The following is a 17957-nucleotide window of genomic DNA, read 5'->3' as shown; positions in this document are numbered from 1 at the left end:
TCAATTGATGCTACCCTATTGAAAAAATAAAAACTCCACCTTTTATATAAAATTTGCTACGATAAAGATGGAAAATAAAGAAGCTAGTTTGTAGGAGATGATGTTCATGCAAACTGCCTATTATCATAAACGAGTGATTCATTTGCCTACTATTGATCGTTCAGAATGGCAACAACTATATAAGGCAGGTATTAGAGGGGCGTTAACTTGTATTCATTGTGGCGAAAAAATGCGTCTACAATTAAGTATAGAAGAGCCCGCCCAATTCCTTCACCCTCCCACAACCCTAAGTTGTGTCGATGAAGTGAATGCGTTCGAAAAAAAATATTCCACCCAAAAAGAAGAACCGAAAAAACAAGAGCAAGCGTTAAATGGGTTTTCGATCCCACAAAATCGTTCTATTTCTCAAACACGTGAATCCCATGATTCAAGTTGGAAAAAACCTGAGCCGTTAACGATGATTCCTGATTTTCAACCTACTAAGTCAACAACCATGACTTATCAATCAGAGTATAGAAGCCTATTACAGACTAACGGTATATATTTAGATGATAATCAATGGTCGGCTGTCGAAACAACGGAGGGGCCTCTTCTCATTTTGGCAGGTGCAGGTAGTGGAAAAACGAGAGTGCTTACGACTAGGGCTGCTTATATGTTAACCGTTAAGCAAATTTCTCCAAAAGAAATGATTCTCGTCACATTTACAGCCAAAGCAGCAAAAGAAATGAAGGCTAGAATGGAAATTTATCCAAACCTTTCGAAACAGACACTTAAACAGTTAATGGTCGGGACGTTTCATAGTATTTTTTATAAAATTTTGTTACACCATCACCCCGATCGTTGGCATTCTAGTAAATTGTTAAAAATGGATTGGCAAAGGGACAAACTAATAAAAGAAGCAGGTCGTGAAATCGATATTGATGAAAAAGACTTTGCTTATGACCAAGCGTTAACGCAAATAAGCTGGTGGAAAAACCATTTAATTTCTCCTGACCAAGTAAAAGCAGCGGATCAATGGGAAGAAAAAGTTCAATATTTATATAAAAGATACGAAGAAAAAAGAATACAAGAGCAAATGTTTGACTTTGATGATATGTTAATCGGTTGTTACGAGCTCCTAAAGTCAGATGAGCATTTAAGGGCTCGTTATCAACAAAGATTTAATTATGTTTCAATCGATGAATTCCAAGATATTAACAAAGTCCAAGCGGAAATCATGACAATGCTTACAGGAAAGTCAAATAACCTTTGTGTTGTTGGTGATGATGACCAATCGATTTATGGCTTTAGAGGTAGTGATCCAGACTATATTCTTTCTTTTCAACAAAACTATCAATCAGCTAAAAAAATCATTTTAAATGAGAATTATCGTTCCAATCATTCGATCGTCTCAGTCGCTAACAAAGTCATTGCCACAAACCGGAAACGATTCAAAAAGACCTTAAAAGCCCAGCACCATATAGAAAACTATCCGACCCTTTTTTATCCTTATGATGAGGAAGAAGAAGCAACGATAATTGTGAACAATATAAAAAAACGAATCGAAGCTGGAGCCAGGCCAGCAGATTTTGCGATCTTATATCGAACAAATACCCATGCAAGAGCTTTATTTGAACGGTTAATTGACTCCAGTCTTCCCTTTGTCATTGAAAGTGACGGTGAATCCTTTTATAACCGTAAAACCATTCGTAAAATTTTGGCTTACTTAAGATTGGCTCAAAACGAAGATGATATGAAGGCCGTCCCTGATATGACAAGTGCCTTATTTTTGAAACAAAATGTCGTTCAAGATGTAAAAGCATATAGCATCACACATGACTGCACATTAGTAGAAGCTTTTTCTTATGTAGAAAATCTACTCCCTTTTCAATTAAAAAAATTAAAGGCATTACCTAAACAGTTTCAAACACTTAAAAAGATGACACCTGAAAAAGCGATTCAGTATATAGAGTCTGAGATGGGTTTAAAAGACTATATCAAAAAACAAGGCAACGAAGGCAATAAGATGGACCGCGGTTCAGATGATGTTAGGGACTTAAAAGTAGCGGCCAGGCAGCATGAAACGATTTCCTCTTTTTTGGAACATGTTGACCATATGATAGCCAAATACAAAGAAATCAAGTCACTTCCCCCGTCCAAAGAAGCGATACAATTAATGACCATCCACAGGGCAAAGGGATTAGAATATGACCATGTTTATTTATTGGGAACCGTTGAAGGAAACTTGCCTCATGATTATGCCCTTGAAGCATGGCGAGAAGGCAATGACAACCCTTTGGAAGAGGAAAGAAGACTAATGTATGTCGCGATTACAAGAGCGGTTCAATCCTTATCCATTTCCGTTCCAATGATGCGGCGCGGTAAACAAGCACAACGTTCTCGATTTGTAAGAGAAGCACAAAAAATGGTATCAAAAGCAAGTAGCTTGACCACTTAAAGAGAGGTAGAAAAGAGATAATGAACCACACAGAAATGATCAATAAAACAGAAGCATGGGTAAAAGAGCAATTATTCGATGAGAAAAGTGGACATGATTGGTATCACATTAAACGTGTGACAAATCAAGCCATTGCACTTGCCAATAAAGAACAAGCTGATCTTTTTATCGTCACGATGGCTGCATTGCTCCACGATATCGCTGATGACAAGTTAATAGAAAATGAAGAAAAAGCCTTAAATTCGATAAAAGAATGGCTCGACTCCATCCAAGTAACTCCCGAGGAGCAAGCACTTATCTTTGATATCATTCAGTCGATTTCTTTTAAAGCTGGAAACGGACAATTACTTCGGACGATCGAAGCAAAGGTTGTTCAAGACGCTGACCGATTAGATGCGATCGGAGCGATTGGAATTGCTAGAGCCTTTACTTATTCTGGACATAAAGGCCAAGCCATGTATGATCCGACAATTGCTGTACGCGATAACATGACATTAGAAGAATACCGAAACGGCAAATCCTCAGCCGTCCATCACTTTTATGAGAAACTATTCAAATTAAAAGACTTAATGAATACCAATAGTGCTAAGGAAGAAGCCGAAAAAAGACATTTGTTTATGGAAGAATTTTTGGAGCAGTTTTATCGGGAGTGGAATGGGGAATAATAAGAAACCTTCACCTGCTAAAAAGGAGATGAGCAAATGAAAATGGCTCACCTCCTTTTTATTATATAAAATCAACCACTCAAACAAGCCTGATACTTCTTTTATATGAATGAACCTCAAGTCCACTCCTACATGATTACAATTTTTTAATATGCTTTTCATGACTGTCATAAATATTTTTCGTATCGAAAATAGTCTGAGCTGATTGTTTAATTAAATCATAATCAACATTTGTATGGTCTGTTAAAATAACGACACAATCATATTCAGCTATCCGCTTAGCTGACAATGGTTGGTGTTGATAAAGATGACTCTTTACTTCTATTTGTTCTAAAAACGGGTCATGATAATCCACTTTGATCCCCTTTTCAATCAACCCTTGAAACACACTAACGGCTGCTGATTCTCTCATATCATTAATATCTTTTTTATAAGTCAATCCAATAACCAATACTTTCCCAGTATCAGGTCCGATAAGGTTAAGAACTCTTTTAACGATATAGGTAGGTTGGTTATCATTAATTTTTTTTGCAAGATTAATAAATTCTGTATTAATCTTTAGTTCATTTGCTTTCCACTTAAGATATAACGGATCAACTGGAATACAATGTCCACCAATGCCTGGCCCAGGATAATAAGGGGTAAACCCATATGGTTTTGTACTTGCGGCTTCTATTACTTCCCAAATATCAACATTTAATTTTTCACTTATTTGACTTAATTCATTTATAAATGAAATATTAATAAAGCGTTGAGTATTTTCTACTATTTTTGTCATTTCTGCAACCTTTGTATTTTTTACAGGAACTAGTTCACTAAATATTTTGTCATAAACATTATTAATCCTATCTAGACAATTTTCAGTTGTACCACTTATTATCTTAGGAATATTTTCAAGTGAAAACAATTGATTACCTGGATCAATTCTTTCTGGTGAATACCCTAAAAATAGATCCTCCCCTACTTTCCATCCTTTTTCTTCTAACATCGGTTTTAGTATTTCTTCCGTTGTTCCTGGGTAAGTAGAACTCTCAACAACGATTAAATGATCTTTTTTTAGATAAGGAATAATCCCATTAAAAGCGTTTTTTAAGTAAGTCAAATTCGGTTCCGAGTGATTCGTTAAAGGAGTAGGGACACAAATTACAATCGTGTCAACCGTTTCCACTCTTGTAAAATCAGCTGAATATTGAAATGTAGAAGAACTGACTACTTTTTTTATCTCATCATCTTGTAAATCCGCTAGATAAGAACGCCCTTTGTTTAATAACTCTATTTTCGATTGGTCAATATCGATTCCTAAAACACCAAACCCTTTTTGATGGCAAAGGATAGCTAAAGGCAACCCGACATAACCTAAACCAATAATGGCGACCTTACTCTCCATGTATTAAACCCCTTTCTAGACACATAAACACCATATGATTATATGTATGAAAAAAGGTGTTATTTCGACATGCAGATAAGCTGAAATGGGCCTTAATTATGTAACAAATGGATGTTTAACTTTAATCATTTTGACTTAACAATAAACATTCTTTCCTTGCTGACATATAATGTCTTGGAGAATAACGTTGAAAGTGGGTATGTCATGAAAAACAACATAAAAATGGAATGTCAGAAAAATGTGAGCCAGTCGGTTAATGCTCCCTTGCTCCTTTTACAAGGAACAATTGAAATAGCCAATCAAATGTACACCTTATCCAAAGGACTATCCCATACAGAAGTCATCCCATCTACATTAAACTACTATCCTTCATACCTAAACTATTCATCTGAATTTGAAATTGAGGGAGGAACATGGAAAGACTTCAATAAAATCGATCTCTTAAAAGAACATATACAAAATACGATTATTCCTTCATTTGATATATTCCACTTTCACTTTTCAACAAGTTTGATGCCAGATTATTCCGATTTAAATATAATCAATCACCATAAGAAACCCATTCTGATGAATCATTGGGGTAGTGATGTACGGGATCTTAATAAAGCATTAGAAATAAACCCTTATGCAAAAGCCAAAGTGAAAAACTCAACTTACATCGAACGTACTTTAAAAAAGCTATCTCAACATATTCGTTACTGTATTGTAGCTGATCATGAGTTGTTAAGGTATGTAGAAGATTACTACGAACACACTTTCATGCTTCCTACTAGTGTCGATCTATCAAATTATCAAGTATTAGATCAGAAAAACAAAAAACCATTAATTGTTCATGCCCCTACTAATTATGAAGTTAAAGGCTCTCCATACATTATCAACGCCATAACAAAGTTACAGTCCGAATTCGAGTTTGATTTCCAACTTATAACTGGTACGTCTCATGAAGAAGCCAAAAGAATATACCAGCAAGCTGATCTCATTATCGATCAGTTACACATTGGAAGCTATGGCCTCTTTGCCGTAGAATGTATGGCTCTAGGAAAACCTGTTATTTGTCATATAAGTGACTATATGAAAGAGCATTACCCTCAAGAATTACCTATTATTTCAGCAAATCCTGACACCATATATGAAACAATAAGAGAATTATTAAAAAATCAAGATCAACTGAAAGAACTCGCTAAATGTTCAAGACAATACGCAAACCTGTATCATGACCATTTAAAAAACAGTTGTAAACTACTGGACATTTATAAAAAAATCCTCATTCAAAACGATTAAATCTCAAAATAACAGGAGGTGTCTAAAATGAATATATCAGAAACTCTGAACAATGAGACTATATTTATTACCGGTGGAGCTGGATTTATCGGTTCGAAGCTAATAGGTAGATTAATCAATGAAAATAACGTTATCGTCTTCGATAATTTTTTTAGAAATTCATTAAAATATAAGGATTACAATAATAATTCAAATCTCACCATTATAAACGGAGACATTCTTAATCTTTCTGAATTAAAAAAAGCAATTAAAGGAGCCACATATATTGTTCATGCAGCTGGAATTGCGGGGATTGATACCGTCACACATAATCCTATAAAAACTATGCAAGTTAATATGATTGGTACAGCAAATATCCTTGAGGCCGCTAGCGAATTAGATAACTGCAAAAAAGTAATCTGCTTTAGTACTAGCGAGGTTTACGGGCAACGCGCATTTCGTTCAACTGAAGAAAGCGATGCTGTACTTGGTGCCGTAGGTGAAGCTAGGTGGACATACGCCGTTAGCAAACTCGCAAGTGAGCATCTTGCCTATTCCTATTATAAACAACTACGTTTACCAACTGTTATCTTAAGACCGTTTAATATATATGGGCCAGGGCAGGTAGGAGAAGGTGCTATCAAACTAATGATTGAAAATGCCCTTAATAATGAAACGCTTTATATTCATGGAAATGGCACACAAATTAGAGCTTGGTGTTATGTGGATGATATGGTCGAGGCTATTTATTGTAGCTTATTAAATGATTCAGCGATTGGTGAATCATTTAATATTGGTAACGTAAAGTCCATAACAACCATTAATGAACTTGCAAATACAATTATTCGAGTTTTAAAATCAAAATCCAACATTCAGTATATAACTCAAACAACAGCAGATATTCAATTAAGAATACCAGATATAAAAAAAGCAAAAGAACTTCTTTGTTTTGAAGCAAAAGTAGATTTAGAGAAAGGAATTAACTTAACGGCAAAATATTTAACATAAAGGAGGCTATTTATGAAGAAATGGAGAAGTGATGGTCTTGGACATGTCGACAAAAGTAAATTAGGTTCCTGTGGGGATCATGTAATCATCGAAGACGGAGTTCGAATTTTTCACCCAGAAAATATCTTTATCGGGGACAATGTTTATATTGGCCATGACACCATAATAAAAGGATATTATAAACACAAATTAACGATAGAATCCAATTGTTGGATTGGCCAAAGATGTTTTATCCACGGTGCTGGTGGTGTTACTATTAAAGAATTTGCTGGGATTGGTCCTTCTGTTCATATACTAGCTTCCTCCCATATTGAACCAGATGACCCAAATGAGCCGATTTTATTTTCTCCTCTACATTTCCCTTCTATTACAATTGAAAAGAATTGTAATATCGGCATGGCCACTTCCATCATCGGTGAAGTGACGATTGGGGCTCACTCTAAAATTGGGGCAAACGCATTAGTAAATCGTTCCATCCCTCCGTATAGTGTAGCGGTTGGAGTTCCTGCAAAAGTAATAAAAGCACGAGCAAGTAAGGAAGGTTCCAATGATTAAATTAATCAAACCTTATATCGATTATAATGAAGTTGAAGAAGATCTTAAACAAGTTTTTGCTACGAAACAATTTACAAAAGGACCATTTGTTAACCAATTTTCAAATGCTTTAGCTGAATATACAAAAGTAAAATATGTTCACTTAACAACATCAGCAACAACTGCTCTTAGTACTTGTCTTGCACTAATAAACGTCAAAAAAGGGGATGAAGTCATCATTTCTGATTTTTCCTTCCCTGCGACTGCTAATGTTGTCGAAAATACCGGAGCTAAACCTGTATTTGTAGATGTTGATTTAGCCACTTATAATATGGAAGCAGCGAACTTAGAATCTGCCATTACTCCAAAGACAAAGGCCATTATTTTTGTTGATGCTCTAGGTAACCCATCTAACCTATTAGATATTAAAGCAATTTGTCAAAAACATCATATTGTGCTTATAGAAGATGCGGCTTGTTCCATAGGTAGTTCAATAAATAATACAAAAGTTGGAACTATCGCTGATCTAACTTGTTTTAGTTTTCATCCTCGTAAACTTTTAACAACAGGCGAAGGCGGAGCGATTTTAACAAATAATTCTGAATGGAACGAACAACTGAAAATCTTATTAAACCATGGAGCAACTATCACCAATAACCAGCCCTTATTCATTTCATCTGGATACAATTATAGATTACCTGACATTTCATGCGTTATTGGTATTCATCAATTAAAAAAACTTGATTCTATTATTGAAAAACGTCAAAAAATGAAAGATGAATACGTCAAAGCATTAGCACCACTAGGTTATCAAATACAAAAAGTCAACAATGATACTAAACACAATCTCCAATCCATCGTATTTACCACCCCTAAATATGTAGATAGAGATCGATTAATTCAATATTTATTCGCTAAAAAAATTGAAACAACAATTGGTACGTATAGTTTAAGCCAAACACCCTATTATCTAGAAAAGTATCAATCCCCTCAGTCTAACTCAAAACACTTACAAAACATTACCATTACTTTACCGTGTCACGATGATGTTCCTATCGACTATATAACAGAGATAATAAAAAAGTATTAAAAATAATATAGATAAACTAACAAAGAGGGTGGGACACAACTCACTTCTAACTAAAAAAAGCAAGCCGATGAGATTTTGATTAAAAATCTCATCGGCTTGCTTTATGTTAGGGATCAAAAATAAGGACCACTTCTGGAGCATTTCCTGGTCTTCTTTTAAAAGGACATCATCCACATCTAATACAATATATACTCCCGTTTTTACCGTTGACACTATCCCTTGTTGAATTGCTGTCTGCAACCACAAGAAAAAGGAACTTCTCTCATTAATCTCAATTTTATGAGATTAATAATTGAAATTCCTAAGGTTAATATATTGGATATTCGTATCTTTTTATATATCGTCAGTCAATCTGTGGACTGACCAAACATTCGCTCGTGCATTTCCTGCACCTATATTAAGGTTAAGAGTAAGTCCATCCGCCACATAAAAAATTGCGATAACATCTCCTGCATTTAAATCTAAATCTCCTCCAAGTGTCACTGTCCCTTGCCCGAGAATCGCTCTAATATTTACTAAAGCAAGGTTTATGTTTACGACAGGAAAGTATCCTAATATTAAATCTTCCGGACCTGGCGACGTTCTTCTAATTACAAACTGTGGATTTGCCGAGCTTCCTACTGTTAAAGCTACAGTCGTACTGTACGATAGAACTGCTTTAAATGAATACCTTCCACTCTCAGGAACTGTAAACGTACCCGCAGCTGCATTAAATCCAGGATCTGTATAGAAAGGAGGTGTCGTCGTCCAGTTCGTCAGTTGAATAGGAGCATTTGTAGTAGACGGTGATCTAAATGCCGAGAATCCCGTTTCTAATATATTGGGACCTGTTGCTCCCGTGGCCCCCGTTACTCCTGTTACCCCGGTTGCTCCTGTTACTCCGGTTGGACCTGTTACCCCTGTTGCTCCTGTTACCCCTGTTACTCCGGTTACTCCTGTGGCTCCTGTTACTCCTGTTGCCCCTGTTACTCCCGTTGCTCCTGTTGCCCCTGTTACTCCCGTTGCTCCTGTTACCCCGGTCGGACCTGTTACTCCCGTTACTCCTGTTGTTCCGGTGACTCCGGTTGGACCTGTTACCCCGGTTGCTCCGGTTACTCCTGTGGCCCCTGTTACTCCGGTTGCTCCTGTTACTCCCGTCGCTCCTGTTACTCCGGTTGGACCTGTTACCCCTGTTGCTCCCGTTGCCCCTGTTACTCCTGTTGCTCCGGTTACTCCTGTTGCTCCGGTTGCTCCGGTTGCTCCGGTTACTCCGGTTGGACCTGTTACTCCTGTTGCTCCCGTTGCCCCTGTTACTCCTGTTGCTCCGGTTGCTCCGGTTACTCCGGTTACTCCCGTTGCCCCTGTTACTCCTGTTGCTCCGGTTGCTCCGGTTACTCCCGTTGCTCCGGTTACTCCCGTTGCTCCGGTTGCCCCTGTTACTCCTGTTGGGCCGGTTGCCCCAGTTACTCCCGTCGCTCCGGTTACTCCGGTTGCCCCGGTTACTCCTGTGGCTCCCGTTGGGCCAGTTACTCCGGTTACTCCGGTTGCTCCTGTTACCCCGGTTGCTCCCGTTACTCCTGTTGCCCCTGTTACTCCCGTCGCTCCGGTTACTCCTGTGGCTCCGGTTACTCCTATGGCTCCAGTTACTCCCGTTGCCCCTGTTACCCCAGTTACTCCTGTTGGGCCGGTTGCCCCAGTTACTCCCGTCGCTCCGGTTACTCCTGTTGCCCCGGTTACTCCGGTTGCTCCCGTTGGGCCAGTTACTCCGGTTGCTCCTGTTACCCCGGTTGCTCCCGTTACTCCGGTTGCCCCTGTGGCTCCCGTTGGGCCAGTTACTCCGGTTACTCCCGTTGCTCCGGTTACTCCCGTTGCTCCGGTTGCTCCCGTTGCTCCTGTTACCCCTGTTACTCCCGTCGCTCCGGTTGGACCTGTTACTCCCGTTGCCCCTGTTACTCCGGTTGCTCCCGTTACTCCCGTTGCTCCTGTTACTCCTGTTACTCCTGTTACTCCGGTTGCTCCGGTTACTCCTATGGCTCCGGTTGCTCCCGTTGCCCCTGTTGCCCCGGTTGCTCCGGTTACTCCCGTTGCTCCGGTTGCCCCTGTTACTCCTGTTGGGCCGGTTGCCCCTGTTACTCCTGTTGGGCCGGTTGCCCCAGTTACTCCCGTCGCTCCGGTTACTCCTGTTGCCCCGGTTACTCCTGTGGCTCCCGTTGGGCCAGTTACTCCGGTTACTCCGGTTACTCCCGTTGCTCCTGTTACTCCTGTTACTCCTGTTACTCCGGTTGCTCCGGTTACTCCTATGGCTCCAGTTACTCCCGTTGCCCCTGTTACCCCAGTTACTCCTGTTGGGCCGGTTGCCCCAGTTACTCCCGTCGCTCCGGTTACTCCTGTTGCCCCGGTTACTCCTGTGGCTCCCGTTGGGCCAGTTACTCCGGTTACTCCGGTTGCTCCTGTTACCCCGGTTGCTCCCGTTACTCCTGTTGCCCCTGTTACTCCCGTCGCTCCTGTTACTCCCGTCGCTCCTGTTACTCCCGTCGCTCCTGTTACTCCTGTGGCTCCGGTTACTCCTATGGCTCCGGTTGCTCCCGTTGCCCCTGTTACCCCTGTTACTCCTGTTGGGCCGGTTGCTCCTGTTACCCCTGTTACTCCCGTCGCTCCGGTGACTCCGGTTGCCCCGGTGACTCCTGTGGCTCCCGTTGGGCCAGTTACTCCGGTTGCTCCGGTTACTCCCGTTGCTCCGGTTGCTCCCGTTGCTCCTGTTACCCCTGTTGCTCCTGTTGCCCCTGTTACTCCCGTTGCTCCGGTTACTCCCGTTGCTCCGGTTGCTCCCGTTGCTCCGGTTGCCCCTGTTACTCCCGTCGCTCCTGTTACTCCTGTGGCTCCGGTTACTCCTATGGCTCCAGTTACTCCAGTTGCCCCAGTTACTCCGGTGGCTCCGGTTACCCCGGTTGCTCCCGTTGCTCCCGTTACTCCTGTTGCCCCTGTTACTCCTGTTGGGCCTGTTACCCCGGTTGCTCCTGTTACCCCTGTTACTCCCGTCGCTCCGGTGACTCCGGTTGAACCTGTTACTCCTGTTGCTCCCGTTGCCCCGGTGACTCCTGTGGCTCCCGTTGGGCCAGTTACTCCGGTTGCTCCTGTTACTCCCGTTGCTCCTGTTACCCCTGTTACTCCTGTTACTCCCGTTGCCCCTGTTGCTCCGGTGGCTCCGGTTACTCCGGTCGGACCCGTTGGGCCGGTTGCTCCAGTTACCCCTGTTACTCCCGTTACCCCGGTTGGACCTGTTACTCCGGTTGCCCCAGTTACTCCCGTCGCTCCTGTTACTCCTGTTGCTCCAGTTGCTCCTGTTACCCCGGTTGCTCCCGTTACTCCTATTGCCCCAGTTACTCCGGTTACTCCGGTCGGACCTGTTGCCCCGGTTGCTCCCGTTACTCCTGTTGCCCCAGTTACTCCCGTGGCTCCCGTTGGCCCTGTTACTCCTGTCGCTCCGGTTACTCCCGTTGCCCCGGTTACTCCTGTTACTCCGGTTGCTCCTGTTGCCCCGGTTGCTCCCGTCGCTCCGGTTACTCCTGTTACCCCGGTTGCTCCTGTTACCCCGGTTGCTCCCGTTACTCCCATTACTCCCGTGGCTCCCGTTACTCCTGTTGCCCCAGTTACTCCCGTCGCTCCGGTTGCCCCGGTTGCTCCTGTTACCCCTGTTATTCCGGTTGCCCCTGTTACTCCCGTGGCTCCTGTTACCCCGGTCGGACCTGTTACTCCCGTTACTCCTGTTGTTCCGGTGACTCCGGTTAGACCTGTTACCCCGGTTGCTCCCGTTGCCCCTGTTACTCCTGTGGCTCCGGTTACTCCTGTTACTCCGGTTACTCCCGTTGCCCCTGTTACTCCTGTTGCTCCGGTTACTCCGGTTACTCCGGTTGGACCTGTTACCCCTGTTGCTCCCGTTGCCCCTGTTACTCCTGTTGCTCCGGTTACTCCGGTTGCTCCGGTTGCTCCGGTTGCTCCTGTTACTCCCGTTGCTCCTGTTACCCCTGTTACTCCTGTTACTCCCGTTGCCCCAGTTGCTCCGGTGGCTCCGGTTACTCCGGTCGGACCCGTTGGGCCGGTTGCTCCAGTTCCCCCTGTTACTCCCGCCGCTCCTGTTACTCCCGTTACCCCGGTTGCTCCTGTTACTCCTGTCGGACCAGTTACTCCGGTTGCTCCCGTTACTCCTGTCGGACCAGTTACTCCGGTTGCCCCTGTTACTCCCGTTACCCCTGTTGCTCCCGTTACTCCCATTACTCCCGTGGCTCCCGTTACTCCGGTGACTCCTGTTACCCCGGTTGCTCCGGTTACTCCCGTTGCTCCGATTGCTCCCGTTGCTCCGGTTACCCCAGTTACTCCTGTTGCCCCAGTTGCTCCGGTGACTCCTGTTACCCCGGTGGCTCCGGTTACTCCCGTGGCTCCTGTTGCCCCAGTTGCTCCGGTTACTCCCGTCGCTCCTGTTACTCCTGTTACCCCGGTTGCTCCCGTGGCTCCCATTACTCCGGTTGCCCCAGTTACTCCCGTCGCTCCTGTTACTCCGGTTACTCCTATGGCTCCAGTTACTCCCGTTGCCCCAGTTACTCCTGTGGCTCCGGTTACTCCCGTTACCCCGGTTGCTCCCGTGGCTCCTGTGGCTCCGGTTACTCCCGTTACCCCGGTTGCTCCCGTGGCTCCTGTGGCTCCGGTTACTCCTGTTGCTCCCGTGGCTCCGGTTACTCCTGTTGCTCCCGTGGCTCCCGTTACCCCAGTTACTCCCGTGGCTCCCGTTACCCCGGTCGCTCCCGTTGCCCCGGTTACTCCTGTGGCTCCGGTTGAGCCCGTTGCTCCTATTACTCCGGTGACTCCTGTCGCTCCGGTTGGACCCGTCGCTCCACTTGGCCCTCTAGGTCCAGGTGGTCCTTGTGGGCCCCTTCTAGATGGCCCAAATCCATCTGGAAAACCACTCGGAATAATAACTGGTGGTTTCGCTCCACAACAATTCCTTTTATTATTTTTAAAATACAACTTGACCACCTCTAAATGAATAATCTCCACACCATTTACTATGATAGTTATCAGTGTATTCGAATAAACAAATTATGAGTAGGCAAGTATCTAAAACTAATATCACAAAAAAAACACTCTCAGAAAATGAAGAGTGTAAAAAAAAATTAAATTATCATAAACTTATTAGAATATCTAAAATCAAAGCTTAAAAAATACCCTTATATTTACAAAAATCCACCTCCAAGTAACACCAGATTAACAGTAACTTATAGGTGATTTTATTTATCTAATTCTTTAAGAACAACCAACCCTAAACAGTTGTGACGTTCTATATCAATTTTAAATTCCATTCCCTACTATTATTTAAACTCCTGCAAAACTCTAATAACTTCATCTTGTTCGTTGTCTGTCATAAACGGATGTAATGGAATTGCTAAAATCACCTTTGCTGCTTCTTCTGCTCTAGGAAAGTCTCCAACATGATACCCTAATATACGATAAACACTCTGCAAATGTAATGGAACCGGATAATATATCCCGCAACCAATTCCTTTATCATCTAAAAATTCTTTTAACTCATTTCTTTTAGAATGTTCGATACAGTATAAATGATAACCATGTGATAAATTTGTAACACCATTCGGTATTTTGACACCTTTTAGCTCTTTCAAACATTGATAACGCTGTGCAAGTACATTTCTTCTTTGATTCCATTCATCAATCTTACCTAAACAAATACGTAAAAATGCAGCATGAATTTCGTCAAGTCTACTATTATAACCCACCTCACTATGATGGTATTTTTTCTCACTTCCATGATGGCGTAATTTCTTTATTCGCTCAGCGATCTTTTTATTTTTAGTTACAACTAATCCTCCATCACCAATTGTTGACAAGTTTTTTGTTGGAAAAAAAGAAAAGCACCCTATATCTCCAATTGTCCCAAGTTTTTTATCCCCTAATTCAATCCCAAAAGCCTGACATGCATCTTCTATAATAAATAATTGATATTCTTTTGCAATTTCTTGTATCTTCTTCATTTCACAACCTTGCCCAAACAAATGAACTGGAATAATGGCTTTCGTTTTACTTGTCACTTTTTCCTCAATTAAATTTACATTCAAATTGTAGGTTGTCGGATCTATATCAACAAAAACAGGAATCGCCCCTACCCTTGATATCGCCTCAGCTGTTGCAAAAAATGTAAAAGGAGTTGTAATGACTTCATCTCCTTCTCCTATGTTCAATGCATGTAATGCTAATATTAATGCATCCGTACCGTTCCCAACCGATACAGCATACTCAATATCCAAATAATGACAAACCTCTTCCTCAAACCTCTTCACTTCATGACCCACTATAAAATGGCCACTATCTATCACTCTTTCCATCGCCGATAAGAACTCTTTTTTTAAGCTTTGAAATTGTCTATCTAATTGGTTAATTGCAATCATCTATACCACTCCTTCATTTCAGACAATTAAAGGATTAAGGTTTATCATTCATTTACACCCTTTTCCTTATCATCAATTATCTCAACTTCCATTTCCCCCTCTTCTTCCACCACTTCAGCATCAGTCACAATCTTCTCTTCCTTTTTCCCAAAACCATAAGCTTTCTCAAAGTACTTTTTATTATGCAAAACTGAAGGGTCCTTCGGTCGATACCCTCGTGCTTTTTCATTATGTTCATATGCTTTTTGTGGTTCACCAATTCGATCATAACAAACACATAATTGGAGATGCGGATACCAAGTAGAATAGGCGAGATAACTAAAACTCCATTGATTCTCGTCAGGTTTTAATTCAATAGCCTGTTTATACCAATAAATAGCATGATTATATTCTTTTTTTGACTGAAGATTATAGCCAATCCGACTACATGCTTCAGGTCTTGGAGTTTTTGAAAAAAGAAAAGATTGAAATAAAGACTCTAATTCTTTATCTGGCTGTTCTAGATGTCTATAACAATCTCCCTTATTAATACAAGCGTAAAATTTATCTTCAATCCATCCGTCTTTCATCTCAATATTTTTATCATAAGCTTCAATTGCTTCTTTTAGATGCTCGTTTTCTCTTAATTCATTTCCATAATAAAAATAATCCCTGGCAGAAAATACATCGCCTCTCTCAATTTTCTTTTCATAGATTGAAAGATTTCTACTAACAGCATGCTTTATTTTTTTATGTGTCACTGCCACATCAGAATTAATGATTTTGCCATAGACATTTAGATAATTATGAACATCTCCACCCCATTTAAAATTTTTCTCCCTTTTTACTAAACGATTGCGCCGATACCTTAACGTAACATTTCCATAACTATCTATCCCAGCATTATAAAACATCGAGACTGAATCAACAGAAGGGTCTAATGTTTCCTTTAAAGCTTTTAACTTTTTCTGATCCTCCTCTAATAAAACATCATCAGCATCTAAATAAAGAATGTAGTCTTTTGTTGCATATTTAAATGATTCATTCCTCGCCGCCGCAAAGTTTCCTGTCCATTCGTAAAAAAACACTCTATCTGTATACTCTTTTGCAATTTCGACTGTTTTATCAGTTGAGCCTGTATCGACAATATTTATTTCATCTACAATGTCCTTAACTGTTTCTAATCCTCTTGCAAGAACAGCTTCTTCATTTTTTACGATCATACATAAACTTATCGTGACCATATCCTCACCTCATCATTGTTTAATCTTCCTGGCCGGATTACCAACAACAGTCGTTTTTGGCAGCACATCTTTCGTTACGACTGCTCCTGCTCCTACTGTAGCTCCTTCTCCAATTTCTATATTCGGTAATAATGTTGCGTGATTGCCTATTTTTGCTCCTTTTCTTATCGTAGGGCCTTTATGCTTTCCCTTTCCAGAAGCCATATATTTATCATTAGACATCGAACAGCACGGGCCGATAAAAACATCGTCTTCTATTACCGTGTCGGCCGTTACATAAGTGCCTGTTTGAATTGTAACGCCTTCTCCAATCGTCGTATTAGGTTCAATCATCGCATGACGTCCAATTATTGTATTCTTTCCAATCATTACTTGTTCTCTAATACTTACATGGTCAGCAATAAAAGCCGATTTTTCAATTTTAGTTCCTTTATACAAAGTAACATGACTTCCAATCGTAGTATGAGCCTGAATCATTAATGAACTAAGTTGCTCTTCTGGTTTACGAGCCATTTTTTTATTAGAAGATGGAGTCTTCCCTATTAGACTTAAATCCCCAATATTAACAGAATCTCCAATGATAGTCCCTGCTTTGATAACACATTGATGCCCAATATGAACATCATTTCCAATTTTTACATTTGATTCAATCACGACATTTTTTCCAACCGAAACGTTTTCTCCATATTCAATCCCCTCTAAAGCACTCAATCGATCATCTCTCCTTCTCCCAAGCTGTCATCTCTTTACTAGAAAAATTGTGTAAAGGTAATTGAACCTCTGTTTTATTTAGAGCTGATTGATAAATGGCATAGATAGCTTCTAGTGCTTTTTCAGATTCAGCCCCATCAACGATAACAGGTTCATTGCCTGTTTGAATCTCTTTCAAATAAGCTTCATACATTCGAATATGTTCAGAACGATCATTTAAAAATGTATCTAAATCAACTTTTTGTTTGCCTTGAATTTCAAATCTTTCTATATGATCCAGTTGTTTACCTCTTATTATGATGGTTCCTTTTTCCGCAAATAGTTTAATGGAATACCCTACATTGTCGGGCAAAGATACCGTATTGGCTTCTATTAGTCCTTTGGCACCATTTTTAAAGTTAAGTAAAGCAAGGGCAATATCTTCCGTTTCCTTCTGTTCATTTACTCTCATTAACTCTCCGTACACTCGTTCTAAATCACCAATAAGCCATAGGAGCAAATCAATGACATGAATCCCTTGATTAATAAGCATTCCTCCATCATTTTGCCAAGAACCTCTCCAACTAGCCTGTTGGTAATATTGCTGAGGACGAGTAATTTGAATTGAACCAACTCCATAAAAAACCTTCCCTAACAAACCTTGTTCAATACAATCTTTCACCGCCAACATTAATTTACGATAACGGAGCTGATAACAAACAAATAATTTACGATTTTGTTTATGAGCTAATTTTGTTAAATACTTTGTTTCCATTAATGAGAGCGTTAATGGTTTTTCAACTAAGACATGCTTATTTGATTTCAAAGCTTTCTCTGCCATTTCACAATGAAAACCCGAACTTGTTGCAATTAAAACGAGATCGATTTCTGAATGTGAAAGTAACTTCTCATAATCCTTATATAGTACGATTTTTTTCAATTCATCTTGCTGTAATAATCCCTTTATAATTTTCATTCTTTCATCTGACAAATCACTTAATGCCACAACTTCGATATCGTCTATCTGATTTATCGTTTGACAATGCTTTTCTGTGATCCGTCCACAACCAATAATTCCTAATTTTATTTTCAATCGCTCACCTCCACAGCAAATAAATCATTCATAGTTAGAATATGCATGAACTTAAAGCTGTTCACTACAATAATCAAATTTATCAAAAAAATATAAAGTCCATGTTTAAAATAAAAAAGCAAACCATAAACAT

Annotated in this window: 12 protein-coding genes; 6 read left to right on the top strand and 6 right to left on the bottom strand. The window is 40.7% G+C overall.

The features are described 5' to 3' along the window. Positions 1–106: 106 nt before the first annotated feature. Positions 107–2437: an ATP-dependent helicase gene (locus tag AA0017_RS03925; protein ID WP_413379738.1), complete on the top strand. Its 2331-nt coding sequence runs from the start codon at positions 107–109 to the stop codon at positions 2435–2437. A gap of 20 nt (positions 2438–2457) precedes the next feature. Beyond that, positions 2458–3102: an HD domain-containing protein gene (locus AA0017_RS03920; protein WP_413379736.1), complete on the top strand. Its 645-nt coding sequence runs from the start codon at positions 2458–2460 to the stop codon at positions 3100–3102. A gap of 136 nt (positions 3103–3238) precedes the next feature. Here the strand turns inward: AA0017_RS03920 and AA0017_RS03915 are convergent, their stop codons facing one another. Then, positions 3239–4489, bottom strand: a complete 1251-nt coding sequence (locus AA0017_RS03915; RefSeq protein WP_413379734.1) for a nucleotide sugar dehydrogenase — start codon at positions 4487–4489, stop codon at positions 3239–3241. Between the two features lie 204 nt (positions 4490–4693). Between AA0017_RS03915 and AA0017_RS03910 the strand changes: the two genes are divergently transcribed. The 4 genes from AA0017_RS03910 to AA0017_RS03895 are packed head-to-tail and all read left to right on the top strand — an operon-like array spanning position 4694 to position 8381. Then, positions 4694–5770, top strand: a complete 1077-nt coding sequence (locus tag AA0017_RS03910; protein WP_413379732.1) for a glycosyltransferase — start codon at positions 4694–4696, stop codon at positions 5768–5770. A gap of 27 nt (positions 5771–5797) precedes the next feature. Then, positions 5798–6757 carry an NAD-dependent epimerase/dehydratase family protein gene (locus tag AA0017_RS03905; RefSeq protein WP_413379730.1) on the top strand — a complete coding sequence of 320 codons (960 nt, stop codon included), beginning with the start codon at positions 5798–5800 and terminating at the stop codon, positions 6755–6757. Positions 6758–6769: 12 nt separating this feature from the next. Further along, positions 6770–7312, top strand: a complete 543-nt coding sequence (locus AA0017_RS03900) for an acyltransferase (RefSeq protein WP_413379728.1) — start codon at positions 6770–6772, stop codon at positions 7310–7312. Then, positions 7305–8381, top strand: a complete 1077-nt coding sequence (locus tag AA0017_RS03895; RefSeq protein WP_413379726.1) for a DegT/DnrJ/EryC1/StrS family aminotransferase — start codon at positions 7305–7307, stop codon at positions 8379–8381. Before AA0017_RS03900 ends, AA0017_RS03895 begins: the two co-directional genes overlap by 8 nt. Positions 8382–8714: 333 nt before the next feature. Here AA0017_RS03895 and AA0017_RS03890 read toward each other — a convergent pair whose 3' ends face one another. The 5 genes from AA0017_RS03890 to AA0017_RS03870 form a co-directional block, all read right to left on the bottom strand. Then, positions 8715–13382 (bottom strand): beta strand repeat-containing protein, encoded by a 4668-nt coding sequence (locus tag AA0017_RS03890; RefSeq protein WP_413379724.1) that lies wholly within the window; start codon positions 13380–13382, stop codon positions 8715–8717. A gap of 341 nt (positions 13383–13723) precedes the next feature. After that, positions 13724–14818, bottom strand: coding sequence for a DegT/DnrJ/EryC1/StrS family aminotransferase (locus AA0017_RS03885; protein WP_413379722.1), 1095 nt, complete (start codon positions 14816–14818; stop codon positions 13724–13726). Between the two features lie 44 nt (positions 14819–14862). Next, a complete protein-coding gene (locus AA0017_RS03880; protein ID WP_413379720.1) occupies positions 14863–16041 on the bottom strand; it encodes a glycosyltransferase in 1179 nt (392 codons plus the stop codon). Between the two features lie 12 nt (positions 16042–16053). After that, positions 16054–16752 carry a DapH/DapD/GlmU-related protein gene (locus AA0017_RS03875; RefSeq protein ID WP_413379719.1) on the bottom strand — a complete coding sequence of 233 codons (699 nt, stop codon included), beginning with the start codon at positions 16750–16752 and terminating at the stop codon, positions 16054–16056. A 4-nt stretch (positions 16753–16756) separates the two neighbouring features. Beyond that, on the bottom strand, positions 16757–17824 hold the full coding sequence (locus AA0017_RS03870) for a Gfo/Idh/MocA family protein (protein WP_413379717.1): 1068 nt from the start codon (positions 17822–17824) through the stop codon (positions 16757–16759). Positions 17825–17957: the final 133 nt, after the last annotated feature.

This window comes from Alkalihalobacillus phoenicis, assembly GCF_047302405.1.
GTDB lineage: Bacteria > Bacillota > Bacilli > Bacillales > Bacillaceae_D > Alkalihalobacillus.
Note: the sequence above shows the minus strand (reverse complement) of the source record. Positions and strands in the feature narration are given on the sequence as shown.

Bases quoted from the DNA above. Each gene is read 5' to 3' on its own strand.
- AA0017_RS03925 (WP_413379738.1), top strand. From the start codon at position 107: ATGCAAACTGCCTATTATCATAAACGAGTGATTCATTTGCCTACTATT.
- AA0017_RS03920 (WP_413379736.1), top strand. From the start codon at position 2,458: ATGAACCACACAGAAATGATCAATAAAACAGAAGCATGGGTAAAAGAG.
- AA0017_RS03915 (WP_413379734.1), bottom strand. From the start codon at position 4,489: ATGGAGAGTAAGGTCGCCATTATTGGTTTAGGTTATGTCGGGTTGCCT.
- AA0017_RS03910 (WP_413379732.1), top strand. From the start codon at position 4,694: ATGAAAAACAACATAAAAATGGAATGTCAGAAAAATGTGAGCCAGTCG.
- AA0017_RS03905 (WP_413379730.1), top strand. From the start codon at position 5,798: ATGAATATATCAGAAACTCTGAACAATGAGACTATATTTATTACCGGT.
- AA0017_RS03900 (WP_413379728.1), top strand. From the start codon at position 6,770: ATGAAGAAATGGAGAAGTGATGGTCTTGGACATGTCGACAAAAGTAAA.
- AA0017_RS03895 (WP_413379726.1), top strand. From the start codon at position 7,305: ATGATTAAATTAATCAAACCTTATATCGATTATAATGAAGTTGAAGAA.
- AA0017_RS03885 (WP_413379722.1), bottom strand. From the start codon at position 14,818: ATGATTGCAATTAACCAATTAGATAGACAATTTCAAAGCTTAAAAAAA.
- AA0017_RS03880 (WP_413379720.1), bottom strand. From the start codon at position 16,041: ATGGTCACGATAAGTTTATGTATGATCGTAAAAAATGAAGAAGCTGTT.